Origin of the sequence: Pseudoalteromonas sp. S2755 (assembly GCF_005886535.1) — a bacterium.
Classification (GTDB): Bacteria; Pseudomonadota; Gammaproteobacteria; order Enterobacterales; family Alteromonadaceae; genus Pseudoalteromonas.
This window is the reverse complement of the sequence record NZ_PNDS01000090.1, coordinates 1-15,036: the sequence shown is the minus strand read 5'-3', so window position 1 is coordinate 15,036 and position 15,036 is coordinate 1. Positions and strand designations below refer to the sequence as shown.

The window sequence follows — 15,036 nt, the reverse complement described above, 5'->3', positions numbered from 1 at the left end:
CAAAGTGTGATCCCGCCGTGATACCATATAGGATAGGGTCTGCATGAGTCATATATATGGAACGCCAATTATCAGGTGCTGTGCGTCTAACATAACGAAGAGATAATCGAACGCGATATTTCATTATCATTAGGATTGTTAGATCAACAAGGAAATGGGATCCAAACATCAAAAGGTTGCCTTGAAAAGGTGGTAGTCCCATACTATTTAACGAAACAACGTAACTCACTAAACCATATTCTATAGCTGTCATTATTAACAGTAGTGCCGCAATGTGCTTTATATTTTCATGGTTTTTAGCCATAAAGCAAAATATAATAATGCAGGCAAGCATTACAGTATCTGCATAATGATTGAAATGGATATAAACTACTGAAAGTGAAGCTGCAATTGCTGCACAAATAAGTAAAAAGATCCAAGATGTTCGCATTTTATTTCCTTACAGTAAGCCCTATAACTTCAGCTTTCGGTGTGTTGTAGCAGTTAATAAGCTTAGTTTTAGATGCTAATAGTGATTGTAAATTTGGCCTATGGTTTTTCGGATGGTTCCAACTTCGGGTCATCTATTTTTGCGCCACCAGTTCCGCCGATGGTTTTTCTAATTTCATCAATACCTAAGACTGTAAAGTTGAAGGTACTAGCTTTTGCATCTGCAAATAGCACCCTAGGATCATCAGCTTTAGCTCCACCAGAACCACCAAAAACTTTTCTACTATCGCTATGTTGGATTAGCTTTGGGTGAGAAGTGTGTGGTTCTGAAGATGCTGTTGTAAGTCTTGGATCATCACCTTTGGTTCCACTGCTTCCACCTACCACTCGGGTAGTTGAGCTTTTCTCCAGTTGAAACTTGTAATCTGATGACTGTGCTATTGGTTCGCATTTTACCTTTGGCTCTGCGACTTTATTGCCACCACTTCCACCAATCACCTGATTAACTGAGTCAGCACTAAGTGATGATTTTTTATTTGGTGTTATGAAATCGTTTTGTACTTTAGGGTCATCAGCTTGTCCTCCTGTACTTCCACCAGTCACCTGATTGACTGAATCAGTACTAAGTGCTGATTGTTTACTTGGTGCTATGGAGTCGCGTTCGCCTCTTGGGTCTTTTACTTTTGGCCCAAGCGATCCACCAGATACCCTGTTAGCTTGTTTTTGGGAAAGTGCTGTTAAAGTTACGAGTCGGTTAGCTATATTTTTTATAAAAAAGCGCATAATGACGTCCTTTCTAAGTTAAGTTTTGCGGTGTTTAGTTTCCACTCCACTTTACTCCTTAACAATAAAGTTGAAAACATTGTGTTGTAAATGAACGTTATTCGTAACTTTATTGTTTGCCATTGTGGTAAGGGGCAATGAAAGTGCGCGTCTTTCATTAGCCGTTATCCTCGTTGCTTGATTTTCTATTTCGCGGTGTTGGAGATCTGCGCCACAATTTGGCGTCGTCAATTTTGTCTCTTAAGGCAAGGATTTGTTCTCTAAGTGGATTGAGGTTGATGCCGTAGGCGTCGCACCATACTTCAAAATATTCGTAAGGAAATTTGCTTACGCCTTTTTCGTAGTTTTCGTAAGTGCCACGCTCCACGCTGACCAAATTAGCCATTTCTTGCGTGGTTTTGCCAGCGACTTTGCGCATGCGGCGCAGGTCGTCTCCTGTAAAGCGCTTATCAAATTTCCCCACCAACTCAATCCTTTTTGCCTGTCGCACTCGCGTCACAAACAGCATCAGTCCCTATGTAGCCGGATGTATGCTATTTGTTTGTCTCTATTGTTCGCTTAACAAAGTTGCATTTTTGTATCTAAACCGTAAACGCGAGTCTGTCGTAGAAAATTTCTTTTTCAAGAGTAGTCAGTCTAAAAATGAACATTTTGTTGCATTTAATTAATCTTCGCTCGATTTTTTAGGCGAAGCCTGAGATGAGTAACTCATTATTTAACTGAGGTGTTGCAATGATGATTTTGGCGTTTTTAATTAATTTACAAATAAATTCAAAAAAATTGTCTTCGCGCAGATTTTTGCTCGAAGCTTTTGTTACTTTAGTGTGAAACAAAGTGACATGTTGGAGAGCAATATGGATTATCTACGCCAATATCATGACTTAACGATTTATTACGATGCCCTCAAGAAGGCGGCAAGGCAGGGTAACGAGGTGCCAGACACCACAACTAAATGGTTAGCACTGGTGGAAACAACCTTGTTTGAACTGCAAGAGCTTGCCCATTTGGAAAAGGCTTACATGCAGAAGTCAAAAACGATGAATAATCTGGTTGAGTTGGTGTATTCCAGTGCCCCAAGCATGGAATAACTAAAAGGGTAATTGCTTTTTGAGTTTTTGCGGTGGGGGGAACGTTTTACGCTAGTTTTACGTTCCCCCTTTTTTCTTTTTGTGCGTGTTTATCGCCTGATGTGTAGGCGATAAACGGGTCGTACTACAGTTCGTAAGTAAAACTTAAACCATAAACGCGTGGCTCGCCGTATTGTACATAGGTATTGTCTTGCCAGCCGTCTAATGGATTATTACCAAACCTAAAGCCACGTACTACAATGTCTTCGTCTGCTAGGTTTCTACCCCAAGCCGTTAATGACCAGTTGTCGCCATAGTAACTAAGGCTTGCGTTGATCAGGTTACGATTACGCGCTTGCTCGTTGTGACTATCCGAGAGGTAATAGTTGTCTTTGCCTTCCACACCTAATTCAACCACTAGGTTATCCATTAACTCGTAATTGACGGCAAACGAGTATTGATAATTTGGCGCTTGTGCTTGGTCGCGACCATCAAGGTTGAGGCCACTGGCAGCTATAAAGTCTTCAATCTCGGTCTCTAAATAGCCTGCGCTATAGCTAAAACCAAGACGGTCCGTGTATTGTAGGTTGCCTTCAACTTCTAGGCCGTAGTTACTGCCTTTACTGGCGTTGTCGATGTAGCCTGCAAATTGCTGGTTAGAAACTTGCCATTGTTTTAGCTGGATATCATCGCGTTGCATATAAAACGCGGTAACCCGCACAAGGTGACGTTTGTCTTCAGACTCACCTTTTACACCAAACTCAGCGTTCCAAACATACTCAGGGTCAAAGTAATGGTGTTCAGCCGGAATATTTAAACCTTCATCTTTGGCTTTTGCCAGTGCTTCGCCGTTTACACCGCCGACTTTGTAACCGCGAGTAAGGCTGGTGTAGATCATCGTGCGCGGTACAACTTGATATTCAAGTGCGACTTTTCCGCCCCACATTACATCATCGGTTTCGATACTAAAGCCGTTACTATCTAAATAGTCAGCGTCATATTGCTCCGCGCGAAGACCACCGATTAGGCGAGTTTTGTCTGAAAGGTGATGCACGTATTGACCAAAAATCGCTTTACTTTCTACGGTGTATGCTGACGTAAATGGGTTCTCAAGCCAAGTGTAATGACGGGTCAAATCAACATCGTTACGCTTTGCAAAAACACCTACCACCCAGTCATTTTGTTTATCTTTGATTAAAAACTCTATGTTGCCATTTTCATGGTTACGCCCGTAGGCATCGGTTGAGCTATATCCTTCAGGGTGTAATCCTGCTGCGCATAGCGCTGGTTGAGCTGCGTCATTACAGACCCAATCTTCGTCGTAGCTATATAAAGTATCAGCATCTAGCCCAGATACATTAAATTCGACATTGAATAAGTCTGAGCGAGTATAAATTCCGCGTAGTGAAAACGCATCGGAGCTGAGGTTGTCTTGGCCTGGGGTATCAGCAACACTGTTACGTGAATTATCCAGGGTGAAACCGTCGTACCCGTTTTCAGTATCAATATGGTGATAAGCAAACTCTAGTGCGAGGTTGTCGCTCACTTGAGAGTTAAGTTTCACTCTTGCTACTTGCTCGTCTTGTTGCTGAGTGGGTTTATTTAGGTAGAGGTTATCTACGTAACCGTCAGACTCTCGCTGATAAAGGCTGACGCGCACAGCGGTGTCGTCGCTTAATCCTGTGCCAGCCGCAAGGCCTGCTTCGTAGCTACCATAATTACCTGCGCCTAACTTCACTTTTAAAGATGGCGCTGTGGTAGCGGCTTGGGTATTTACTTCAACGATTCCTGCTAAAGCATCTGAACCGAATTTAGTGCCTTGAGGGCCGCGATACACCACCACTGACTCAGTATCAAAAAGCAGCGCACTGGCGCCTAATCCTGAATAATTAATACCGTCAATTAATAAGCCAACGCTGGGATAAATAGGATCAACAAACTGTGAACGTAAGCCGATACCACGGATTTGCATAAAGCGACCACGAGACGCACCTGCCGTAAAGTTAACGTTAGCGGTGGCACCTAGTATCTCATCTAAATATTGCGCACCACGCTTAGCGATAGTGAGTTCGTCAACCACCGAAGCGCTTGCACTTAATGTCTGGATACTTTCATTCTGAAAATCGCCAGTGACGACAATGGTTTCTAGGTTATCGTCGGCAAGTGCCTGATGAGAGAAAAATGGCAGCAGTGCCAAGGTGATCGTAGAGAGTTTTAACTTCATGCTTAATCTTTGTCCCATTTTTAATTAGGCACAGTTTAACAAAAGCCAGACCAGTTGACAGTGAAATTGTGTTATATGTTAGCCCGCAAATGTTAAACAAATAGGCCAGATATGAGTTTTAAAGTTGATTTTAAAGTCCGTGACTACGAGTGTGACTTACAAGGTATAGTTAATAACAGTGTGTATTTTAATTATTTAGAGCATGCTCGACATGAGTTTTTACTGGCGAATAACGTTGATTTTGCAGCGCTTGCAGAGCAAAAAGTGAACTTGGTCGTTATTCGTAGCGAAATGAATTACAAAGACTCGTTACGTCCTGGCGATGAATTCTATGTTGAAGTCGCACTTGAGCGTGAAAGCAGAGTAAAGTTTGCATTTAAGCAAAAAGTGATAAGAGCGCATGACGATAAACTCATGCTTGATGCTGTGGTCACTGGAACTTCGGTGAATGAGCGCGGTAGACCGTTTTTACCTGAGGTTATTACTCACTTATTTGAAGAGCAGCAATTTGTGAAATAGTTGGTGTTAAAACATTCAGGTAGGACAATTTTACAGAATTTTACTGCTATTTTTGTGTCTTGAAACGTTATAATAAACTCAGGGCATAAAATAGATGGTTTACCATGAAATTCATCAGCATAATCGGCGCAATAATGGCGCTAAGTGGATGTATATCGACAGGGAAGGTAGACACGGAAGCGCTTAAGTATTCCGCTTGGCAGTTACAGAGTATCAACGGCCAAAATATTGCGCAGTTACAATCAGACGCTGGACTTGGTGAAAAGCCTATTGATATTCGTTTTATCGATGCGCTGCAAGTCAATGGTTTTGCGGGTTGTAACCGCTTTTTTGGTGAAGGCGAAATTGTCGAAGGACAGTTAAAAGTTAAAAACTTAGGCATGACGCGTAAGTACTGTGGTGAAGAAATCGCTCAGGTCGAATCGCAGCTTATTAACCAATTACAAATTGGTGTCTTGCTTGAAGTAAATGCTAATAAGTTGACCTTAAAAGGAAAACCTCAGTTTAGTTTTATTAAACAATAAGCTGAAAATAAGAATTCCAGTGTCAGTGCTTGCGAGCTTTCGTGTTAGCAAGTAGACTGGCGCTAATTCGTTACTTGTCGGAGTGCCTTGAGTTTTTGCAGCAAATTTGTTGCAGATAGTCGGGCTGAGATCGCATTTTGCGGGATCCGTGGACCTGATCAGGTTAATGCCTGCGTAGGGAACAAGACAGCAAACGCGTTGCGTTTGTCTGTAGCAATAGCAGTTTATTGCTATCCACCTTACCCGAGGACTATCCTCGTCTCTCTCCTTTAGGAGATCTGACAAGACACCTTTGTATGAAAATAAGAGGGACGTCATGTCAAACAATAGTAGCAAGCTAAGTCGTCGTGAAGCGCGAGCAGCCGCGGCAGAATTTATCCATAATCTTAAAGGCCAACCTTTTCCAAATTCACATAAAGTTTATGTGGAGGGCGAACAAGCAGGCGTACGCGTTGGTATGCGTGAAATCACACTAAGTGATTCGTTTGTAGGTGGCACCGAAGAAAATCCGGTATTTGAATCAAACGATCCCATTCGTGTTTATGATACTTCAGGTCCATACACAGATCCTGAAGTGCCGGTTGACGTTCGTGTTGGCCTTCCTAAATTTAGAGAGCAGTGGATAGTTGAGCGCGATGATACCGAAATGCTAGAGTCGGTGACGTCACAGTTTTCTCAGCAGCGTATGGCGGATGAAGGACTTGATCATATTCGCTTTGAACACTTACCTAAAATTCGTCGTGCCAAGGCGGGTAAAAATGTCACACAAATGCACTACGCCCGCCAAGGCATAGTGACGCCTGAAATGGAATATGTGGCGATCCGTGAAAATATGGGACGCGCTAAGTTGCGTGAAGAATTGCTCGCGCAGCAACACAAAGGCCAATCGTTTGGAGCCAGTATTCCTGAGTTCATTACGCCTGAATTTGTCCGTGATGAAATTGCTCGTGGTCGTGCTGTACTGCCAAACAATATCAATCATCCTGAGACTGAGCCGATGATCATTGGACGTAACTTCTTAGTCAAAGTTAACGCCAATATTGGTAACTCATCAGTGACCTCCTCTATCGAAGAAGAAGTAGAAAAAATGGTATGGTCGACCCGTTGGGGTGCAGATACCGTAATGGATCTGTCGACAGGGCGCTACATTCATGAAACTCGTGAGTGGGTGGTACGTAACTCTCCAGTGCCTATCGGTACGGTTCCAATCTATCAGGCATTAGAAAAAGTAAATGGGGTTGCCGAAGATCTTACGTGGGAGATCTTCCGCGATACCTTGATTGAGCAAGCTGAGCAAGGCGTGGATTACTTTACTATCCACGCGGGAGTACTACTGCGTTACGTGCCAATGACGGCAAAACGCGTGACCGGTATTGTGTCTCGCGGTGGTTCAATTATGGCGAAGTGGTGTTTAGCGCATCACAAAGAAAACTTCCTCTATACGCACTTTGAAGAAATCTGTGAAATCTTAAAACAGTATGATGTTTGTTTCTCATTGGGTGATGGTTTGCGTCCGGGTTCTATTGCCGATGCCAATGATGAAGCGCAATTTAGCGAACTGCGTACCCTTGGTGAGTTAACTAAGCTTGCGTGGAAACACGATGTTCAGGTCTTTATTGAAGGCCCAGGACACGTGCCGATGCATATGATCAAAGAGAATATGGAAGAGCAGCTAAAGCACTGCGATGAAGCACCGTTTTACACGCTTGGCCCACTCACAACTGATATCGCTCCGGGTTATGATCACTTCACTTCTGGGATCGGCGCGGCGCAAATTGCTTGGTATGGTTGTGCGATGCTGTGCTATGTGACACCAAAAGAACACTTAGGCTTACCGAATAAAGAAGATGTAAAAGAAGGCCTGATCACCTACAAAATAGCGGCGCATGCAGCGGATCTGGCGAAAGGCCATCCGGGTGCTCAAGTTCGTGACAATGCGCTGTCTAAAGCACGCTTTGAGTTCCGCTGGCACGATCAGTTTAATCTCGGTCTAGATCCAGAGCGTGCTCGAGAATATCACGATGAGACCTTGCCACAAGAGTCGGGCAAAGTCGCTCATTTCTGCTCTATGTGTGGCCCTAAATTCTGCTCGATGAAGATCACTCAGGATGTGCGTGACTATGCAAAAGCGTTAGAAGCGCGAGGTATTGATCCTAATAATGTTGGCGAAGAGATCAGCATTAAAATGGTGGATGTTGAAGCCGAGATGAAAGCAAAATCAGAAGAGTTTAAGCAATCGGGCTCTGAGCTTTACCACAAAGCGATATAACCTAACCCATCATAGCCACCTTGATGCCTGTCGGGTGGCTAACTTTAGGAGTGTAGCTATGTCTACTCAAGCACGTGTTGCTATCTTGGGCTTTGGTTTAACAGGGCGCATCGCCGCGTTGATGCTGGCTGAGCGTTATCAAATCAGCGTGTTTGAACAAGCAAAGCAAGGTACTGAGATCTCAGCAGGTAGTGTGGCGGCGGCCATGTTAGCGCCGTTGGCTGAGTCTGTGATATGCGATGAAGCGTTGGCGCTGCAAGGGTTGGAGTCTATGAAACTCTGGCCACAATTACTGGCTAAATTGGAAAGCTCGGTATTTTTCCAGCAGCAAGGCTCTCTTATTGTGGCACATGGGCAAGACCGTGGTGATTTAGTGAGTTTTCAGCAGCGCTTAAAACCGTTAAAAGATCATCGCGCGGAAGTGGTAAATGGTACTCAGATCGCACAATTGGAACCAGAGCTTGGTGGTGTGTTCCATCAAGGCTTGTATTTACCTTGCGAAGGCCAGCTTGATAATCAGGCGTTTTATCAAAGTAGTGGGGCAACATTGACTAAGCAAGGTGTAGAGATTAACTACGGGATCCATTGTGATGAAGCGCAAAAGGCGCAGCTTAGTCAAGCGTATGACTGGGTGATTGATTGTCGCGGTCTAGGTGCGAAAGCCACATGTAATGGGCTTCGTGGCGTGCGCGGCGAAGTGGCGAGAATTTATGCCCCAGAAGTGACCTTGACCCGACCTGTACGCTTGATGCACCCAAGATATCCCATTTACATTGCGCCAAAACCAGACCATCAGTTTGTTATTGGTGCGACGGAAATTGAGTCGCAAGATAATGGCGAGATAACGGTACGTTCTGCACTCGAATTACTCTCTGCAGCTTATTCGGTTCATCGTGGGTTTGCCGAAGCGCGAGTATTGTCTTTATTAGCAGGACTTAGACCTGCGTTTAAAGATAATCACCCCAAAATTGAACAACAAGGTAATGTGATCAGTATCAATGGTCTATATAGACACGGTTATTTGCTGGCACCGCTTATCGTGAAACAAGCACTATCTAAGGAGTTATTATGAAAGTCGAATTTAATGGCGAAACGATTAATATCAACCGCGAGCAAAATATTCAGGAATTTATTGAAGCCAGAGGTGCCAAACCGCCTTTTGCTGTCGCGCTTAATGGTACTTTTGTTTCCCGTACGGAGCTGCCAAGCGTGACATTGAGCGACGGTGATAAGATTGAGCTTTTATCACCAATTCAAGGGGGATAAACATGCAGTCTTTGACTGATACTAAGCTCACTATTTATGGTGAACAATTTACTAGCCGCATGCTAATTGGCTCGGCACTTTATCCTTCTCCAGAGGTAATGCAGGGGGCTATCGCCACCTCGGGTGCTGAAATTGTTACTGTGTCGCTGAGACGCCAGCAAACTAAGCAGGCGGGTGATGACTTTTGGTCGCTTATCAAAGAGATGGGACTACGAGTCTTACCAAACACAGCAGGTTGTCATAGCGTAAAAGAAGCGGTGACCTTGGCGCAGATGTGCCGGGAAGTGTTTGCCACGGATTGGATTAAACTTGAACTTATTGGCGATGAATATAACTTGCAGCCAGACCCAATTGCATTGCTCGAAGCCACCGAAATCTTGATAAAAGACGGCTTTAAAGTATTGCCTTATTGCACTGATGATTTGGTGCTATGTCAGCGTTTGGATGCGCTTGGATGTGAAGTTTTAATGCCTTGGGGCGCGCCAATTGGTACGGGAAAAGGGCTGCTAAATCCATATAACCTGCAAACCATCCGCACGCGTTTACCTCATCAAACCTTGATTGTCGATGCGGGACTCGGCTTGCCGTCTCATGCTTGCCAAGCACTTGAGCTAGGTTATGATGCCGTACTATTAAATTCGGCAGTGGCAGGGGCGGGTTGTCCTATCACCATGGCAAAAGCGTTTGAAGCCAGCACGGTTGCAGGGCGCCTGTCTTATTTGGCAAAAGCAATGCCACAAAAAGAGGTGGCATCACCTTCTACGCCAACCTTAGGCATGCCTTTTTGGCACGCAAACTAACTTGAATTGCGGATAACTACATAAGGAGTTCTCTTTGTCACACATCGTTTGGAGTATTGCGGGTTCTGATTCTGGCGGCGGCGCTGGTATTCAAGCGGATATCAAAGCAACGCAGAGCTTTAATGTTCATTGTTGTACCGTAGTAACTGCGTTGACGGCGCAAAATAGTTTAGGGGTGGAAGCGCTAAACCCGGTATCGACCGCGGTTATCGAATCTCAGCTAACGGCGCTTTCGCAAGATATGCCTGCAACGGTGATAAAGATTGGCATGCTCGCCAATGTTCAGCAGATCCAACTGATTGCTGAACACCTCGTGCATTACAAAGCAACATGGGAAAAGCCGCCGCTTGTGGTTTATGACCCTGTGGCTATCGCGACGAGCGGGGATTCATTAACCGAAGAAGACACAGTGGATGCGTTAAAAACCCATTTATTACCGCTGGTGGATATCATTACACCCAATACACACGAGACTCAGCTGCTGACAGGCGTGTATTTGATAGGTCCTGATGCGGTAAAAGAGGCTGCTGCCAAATTGCGTGAATTCGGTGCAAAGTCGGTGATCATTAAAGGCGGTCATTGGGATTATCCAAAAGGCTACTGCATTGATTATGGCTTAGCGGGAGATATCGAGTATTGGCTTGGCAATGAGAAAATTCAAACACCGCATAGCCATGGTACTGGGTGTAGTTTATCGTCAGTGATCGCGGCATGTATGGCTAAGGAGTACCCATTTAAAGATGTTTTTATTCTCGCTAAGGCATACATCAATGCAGGGCTAAAAGCGGCGATACGTTATGGCGAAGGTGTGGGCCCTGTTGCGCATACGAGTTTTCCAGTTGAGCTTAATGATTACCCGCAAGTGATAGAAGCGGGCTCTTGGCTTGCTGATGAGCTAGAGTTTGCATTACCTGAGGAGTTTAATTTTGCCGCGGGCTTTGCCAGCATTGACGACCCTATTGGGCTTTATGCAGTAGTAAACAGCGCTGATTGGGTGGAAAAATGTCTTGCTTTAGGTGTCGATACGGTGCAGCTGAGAATTAAAGATCCAGAGCAAGCTAATCTTGAAGCGGAAATACAAACCGCCATTGCACTTGGACAAAAATACGATGCGAAGGTGTTTATTAACGACTACTGGCAGTTAGCGATTAAACACGGCGCTTATGGAATTCATTTAGGCCAAGAGGATATCGATAAAGCTAATCTTGTTGCCATCCAAGAAGCAGGGCTGCGCTTAGGTATTTCGACCCATGGTTTTTATGAAATGCTCAGGGCACATAACTATCGCCCGAGTTATTTGGCTTTTGGTGCTATCTACCCAACCACGACCAAAGACATGACCGGTCAAATCCAGGGGTTGGAAAAGCTGATGCATTTTGTACCTTTGATGCAGAGTAGCTATCCAACCGTCGCTATTGGAGGCATTGACCTTAGTCGCGTGCCAGAAGTAGCTGCAACTGGCGTTTCTAGTATCGCGGTTGTAAGAGCTATCACAGAAGCCCAAGACCCACAGCAGGCTGTACTTGAATTAAAGCAAGCTATGGCGAGACATGACTGAGCTCAATGACAAAGAGCGGCTAAGGTATAGCCGCCATTTACTGTTAAAAGAGGTCGGTGAGCAAGGTCAACTCGCATTGAAGCAGGCGCATGTGGCTGTGGTTGGCTGCGGTGGGCTGGGAAGCCCGGCGTTGTTTTACTTAGCGGCGAGTGGCATTGGTAAGCTTACTTTTGTTGATGACGATGATGTGGAATTGTCTAACTTACAAAGGCAAATTCTGTATAAAGTGAATCACCTTGGTCAGCAAAAAGCCAAAGCGGCAGGAAAGGTGCTGGCAAGTCTCAATAACGAGATCACGTTAGCACCAATTAATGCGAGATTGACTGATAAAAACGTCGCTGAGTTGCTCCGTGATGCAGATATTGTTCTGGACTGCAGCGATAACTTCACTACCCGTTATTTACTCAATAGGTATTGTCATCAAGAGAGAAAGGTGTTGATAGCAGGAGCCGCGATTGCTACACAAGGCCAACTCATGTGCTTTGATTTTAGGGCTGAGTCACCTTGTTATGCTTGCGTTTTCCCTGAGAGGTCGCAAACACCAGTGGAGAATTGTGACAACTTTGGCGTCATTAGTCCATTACTGGGTGTGATCGGTGCGCAGCAAGCTTTATTGACCACAAATGTGCTACTTGGACATCATCAAGGAAGTGTATTTTGTACGCTAGATGCTATGAGTTTGCAGCAAAAGCAGTATGGGCTCAGTAAAAACCCCGAGTGTGAATGTTGTGGCTTGAAATAGTTTCAAGCCACTAATACCAATTAGTCTACTCTGCTATTTTTGCGAAAGGGGTACCCATGCGTGTGACGGTCTCTGGGTTTTGACCATCTAAGAACTCAGCCTTATTTGCCCCCCACGCTAAGATCACGGTAGAGCCAAGTTTAAAGCGACCCATCTCTTCGCCTTTTTTCAGCGTTATCGCGTTGTCACCTTCTGCTGGATATGTCCAAGTAAAGACATCTCTTCCGGCTGGTGGTGTCACTGTACCGGCCCAAATCGTCTCAATACTAGCGACGATAGTTGCACCAACCAATACCATAGAAAGCGGACCAATCTCAGTGTCAAAAATAGCAACAACTCGCTCGTTACGAGCAAATAAATTAGGCACATTTTGCGCAGTAAGTGGATTTACTGAGAATAAGTCGCCTGGTACATAAATCATTTTACGAAGTGTACCATCAACCGGCATGTGGATACGGTGATAATCCTTCGGTGCTAGATAAATCGTTGCAAACTTACCACCAACATAAGGCGCAACATCTTCTTCTTTACCGCCTAGCAGCGTCTGTAAGCTGTAGTTGTGACCCTTAGCTTGGATAATTTGACCATCGACGACATCACCAAGTTGGCTGATTGCACCATCAACTGGGTGGGCAAGGATATTGCTATCTTCTGCCAAAGGACGGATCCCCGGCTTCAGTGGACGGGTAAAAAACTCGTTAAAGGTTTTATAGTGAGCTGGATCTTCGTGCAATGCCTCGCTCATGTCGATTTTATATTGTTTGATAAACAGCTTAATTAGCTTTGTGGTTAAGGCGCCAGCTTCTGCTGCGGCAAGCTTACCAACCAAACGAGAAACCGCATGTTTAGGTAATGCATATTGCATGGCAATTTTTAGTTTATCCAAATTCACTTTTAACAGTTCCTAATTATTAGTCTTGTCACTTTCACTTTTTTTGTATTGCGAAGTGGCTATCGGGCTCAAGTCATTGAGCCAATTTAGCAAATATTATCAGACTCTCGGCGCGCGCGCACCTGCGCGGCCATCAGCCATAGATTCTAAAATACGATGGTAACTTTCAAAACGTAATTCACTGATTTTACCTTCATCTACGGCTTCACGAAGTAAGCATCCCGGATCGTTCAGATGTTTACAGTCTCTAAAGCGGCAGCCGCCAATAAACTCCCTAAATTCTTTAAAGCACCAAGTGACGCGTTCTACGTCTAAGTGCCATAGGCCGAACTCACGGATCCCAGGGCTGTCGATCAGGTTTCCACCGGACGGCAAGTGGTGTAAGCGCGATACTGTGGTTGTATGTTGCCCTAAGCCGCTATTTTCGGAGACTGCTTTGGTGAGAATATCTGCATTGGGCAGTACGGTATTGACCAACGTTGATTTGCCAACCCCTGATTGACCAACAAAAATATTATTTTTGTCCTCAAGCATGTGTTTTAACTCGTCAATGCCTTCGCCTGATTTTGTACTGACTAACAGTACGCGATAGCCAAGCTCACGATATATATCTAAGACTTCATCAATATATTCGAGGCTTTCTTGGTCAAGCAAATCAATTTTATTGAGTAATAAAATCGGCTCTATCCCCATATCCTCGCAAGCGACTAAGTAGCGATCGATGATTTGGGGGGTGAATTCGGGCACAACGGCCGACACCATCAATATTTGGTCAATATTCGCAGCGACAACTTTCACACCGTCATAAAAATCTGGACGAGTGAGTTGCGTGCGTCTTTCATGCACAGCCTCAATTACGCCGGCTAAGTCACCATCACTGACCTTGGCACGACGAAAAATGACTTCATCACCGCAAACTAAGCTTGTTACGGTACGACGGATATTGCAACGCAAAACTTCTTGGTCTGTGGTTTCTATATCCGCATGTTGGCCGAAGCGGCTGATCACCACTGCGGCTTCTGTTGGCCCTAAGTTGTCGTTTTGCCATGAAACATCAGATACTTCTGTCTCTTTCGCTTTATCTATTCGCTTCTGATGATTAGCTCTAATCCGACGGGATTGGCCCTTACTGAGTTTCTTTTTCTTTGCCATGTTTATAATCTGTTTAAGCTTTAGCGTGCAGAGCGTTCAAATTTAGGCTATAAATCAATAAAACGCCGCGCATGGTAAAAAAAGCTTTAGGTCGAGTGTTTAAACTAATATGATATATCTAATTGCATTGGATCTAAAGGAAAGTACCGCTAAGGTAAAGTATGACTTTTCATGAATCAAACTTGATCTGGCTCGATCTAGAGATGACGGGGCTAGAACCGAAAACAGATAAAATCTTAGAAATCGCGACGGTGATCACAGATGGTGATCTCAATGTTTTAGCTGAAGGTCCAGTAGTGGCAATTCATCAAAGTGATGAGCTGTTGGACAATATGGATGAGTGGTGTACCAATCAACATGGTCGCTCAGGTCTGACTGCTCGCTGTAAAGCGAGTAAGTTCACGGAAGCAGATGCAGTTAAGCAAACACTAGATTTCCTTAAAGAGTGGGTGCCGCCAGGTGCTTCTCCAATGTGTGGTAACTCTATTGGTCAAGACCGTAGATTCCTCAACAAATACATGCCAGAGCTAGAAGCTTATTTCCACTATCGCAATTTGGACGTCAGTACGATAAAAGAACTTGCGAGACGCTGGAAGCCTGAACTATTGGGTGAGATAAAGAAAAAAAGCTCTCATTTAGCACTGGATGATATCAAAGACTCCATCATGGAGCTGAAAGTTTACCAAGAAAAATTCTTCAAAGTTTAAAAAAATACTTGCAAAGCAAATTTTATCTTGTAGAATCCTGCCCCGCTTGAGACGACAAGCCCTGCGGGGTTTTTAGCCCAAGCGCGGCACTAGCTCAGCTGCAG

The 15,036-nt window shown here is 44.6% G+C and carries 15 protein-coding genes, 1 pseudogene and 1 riboswitch; of the genes and pseudogenes, 10 read left to right on the top strand and 6 right to left on the bottom strand.

Features of this window, described 5'->3' with window-relative positions:
* From CWC03_RS23655 to CWC03_RS15340, 3 genes and pseudogenes are all read right to left on the bottom strand, one after another.
* Nucleotides 1–430: pseudogene (locus CWC03_RS23655) on the bottom strand (hypothetical protein); the annotation flags it as partial.
* Between the two features lie 98 nt (nucleotides 431–528).
* Entirely contained in the window at nucleotides 529–1,212 is a 684-nt protein-coding gene (locus CWC03_RS15345; RefSeq protein ID WP_138582633.1) for a hypothetical protein, read from the bottom strand.
* A gap of 157 nt (nucleotides 1,213–1,369) precedes the next feature.
* Entirely contained in the window at nucleotides 1,370–1,675 is a 306-nt protein-coding gene (locus CWC03_RS15340) for a helix-turn-helix domain-containing protein (RefSeq protein ID WP_502705372.1), read from the bottom strand.
* Between the two features lie 391 nt (nucleotides 1,676–2,066).
* On the opposite strand from CWC03_RS15340, the gene CWC03_RS15335 reads away from it, so the two are divergent.
* Nucleotides 2,067–2,300, top strand: a complete 234-nt coding sequence (locus tag CWC03_RS15335; protein WP_138582631.1) for a hypothetical protein — start codon at nucleotides 2,067–2,069, stop codon at nucleotides 2,298–2,300.
* 124 nt (nucleotides 2,301–2,424) lie between these two features.
* On the opposite strand, the gene CWC03_RS15330 is transcribed toward CWC03_RS15335, so the two are convergent.
* Nucleotides 2,425–4,503 (bottom strand): TonB-dependent receptor, encoded by a 2,079-nt coding sequence (locus tag CWC03_RS15330; protein WP_138582630.1) that lies wholly within the window; start codon nucleotides 4,501–4,503, stop codon nucleotides 2,425–2,427.
* Nucleotides 4,504–4,614: 111 nt separating this feature from the next.
* On the opposite strand from CWC03_RS15330, the gene CWC03_RS15325 reads away from it, so the two are divergent.
* The 8 genes from CWC03_RS15325 (at nucleotide 4,615) to CWC03_RS15290 (ending at nucleotide 12,181) form a co-directional block, all read left to right on the top strand.
* The gene (locus tag CWC03_RS15325) at nucleotides 4,615–5,022 is read left to right on the top strand and encodes an acyl-CoA thioesterase (protein WP_138582629.1); all 408 of its coding nucleotides are present in this window, start codon (nucleotides 4,615–4,617) and stop codon (nucleotides 5,020–5,022) included.
* A gap of 104 nt (nucleotides 5,023–5,126) precedes the next feature.
* The gene (locus tag CWC03_RS15320) at nucleotides 5,127–5,546 is read left to right on the top strand and encodes an META domain-containing protein (RefSeq protein ID WP_138582628.1); all 420 of its coding nucleotides are present in this window, start codon (nucleotides 5,127–5,129) and stop codon (nucleotides 5,544–5,546) included.
* 68 nt (nucleotides 5,547–5,614) lie between these two features.
* Nucleotides 5,615–5,744, top strand: a riboswitch (TPP riboswitch).
* A gap of 118 nt (nucleotides 5,745–5,862) precedes the next feature.
* Nucleotides 5,863–7,815 carry a phosphomethylpyrimidine synthase ThiC gene (gene thiC / locus CWC03_RS15315; protein ID WP_138582627.1) on the top strand — a complete coding sequence of 651 codons (1,953 nt, stop codon included), beginning with the start codon at nucleotides 5,863–5,865 and terminating at the stop codon, nucleotides 7,813–7,815.
* 58 nt (nucleotides 7,816–7,873) lie between these two features.
* Nucleotides 7,874–8,887: an FAD-dependent oxidoreductase gene (locus CWC03_RS15310; protein ID WP_138582626.1), complete on the top strand. Its 1,014-nt coding sequence runs from the start codon at nucleotides 7,874–7,876 to the stop codon at nucleotides 8,885–8,887.
* Nucleotides 8,884–9,081: a sulfur carrier protein ThiS gene (thiS, locus tag CWC03_RS15305; RefSeq protein ID WP_010368823.1), complete on the top strand. Its 198-nt coding sequence runs from the start codon at nucleotides 8,884–8,886 to the stop codon at nucleotides 9,079–9,081. Before CWC03_RS15310 ends, thiS begins: the two co-directional genes overlap by 4 nt.
* 2 nt (nucleotides 9,082–9,083) lie before the next feature.
* Nucleotides 9,084–9,881 (top strand): thiazole synthase, encoded by a 798-nt coding sequence (locus tag CWC03_RS15300; protein WP_138582625.1) that lies wholly within the window; start codon nucleotides 9,084–9,086, stop codon nucleotides 9,879–9,881.
* Between the two features lie 34 nt (nucleotides 9,882–9,915).
* Complete coding sequence (gene thiE, locus CWC03_RS15295; RefSeq protein WP_138582624.1) at nucleotides 9,916–11,439, top strand: thiamine phosphate synthase; 1,524 nt, start codon at nucleotides 9,916–9,918, stop codon at nucleotides 11,437–11,439.
* Nucleotides 11,432–12,181 (top strand): HesA/MoeB/ThiF family protein, encoded by a 750-nt coding sequence (locus CWC03_RS15290; protein ID WP_138582623.1) that lies wholly within the window; start codon nucleotides 11,432–11,434, stop codon nucleotides 12,179–12,181. Before thiE ends, CWC03_RS15290 begins: the two co-directional genes overlap by 8 nt.
* A gap of 25 nt (nucleotides 12,182–12,206) precedes the next feature.
* On the opposite strand, the gene asd is transcribed toward CWC03_RS15290, so the two are convergent.
* Both asd and rsgA read right to left on the bottom strand, forming a co-directional pair.
* Nucleotides 12,207–13,073 (bottom strand): archaetidylserine decarboxylase, encoded by an 867-nt coding sequence (asd, locus tag CWC03_RS15285; protein ID WP_138582622.1) that lies wholly within the window; start codon nucleotides 13,071–13,073, stop codon nucleotides 12,207–12,209.
* Between the two features lie 99 nt (nucleotides 13,074–13,172).
* Entirely contained in the window at nucleotides 13,173–14,225 is a 1,053-nt protein-coding gene (gene rsgA, locus CWC03_RS15280) for a small ribosomal subunit biogenesis GTPase RsgA (RefSeq protein WP_138582621.1), read from the bottom strand.
* A gap of 161 nt (nucleotides 14,226–14,386) precedes the next feature.
* Between rsgA and orn the strand changes: the two genes are divergently transcribed.
* Nucleotides 14,387–14,932: an oligoribonuclease gene (orn, locus tag CWC03_RS15275; RefSeq protein WP_010607090.1), complete on the top strand. Its 546-nt coding sequence runs from the start codon at nucleotides 14,387–14,389 to the stop codon at nucleotides 14,930–14,932.
* Nucleotides 14,933–15,036 lie beyond the last annotated feature (104 nt).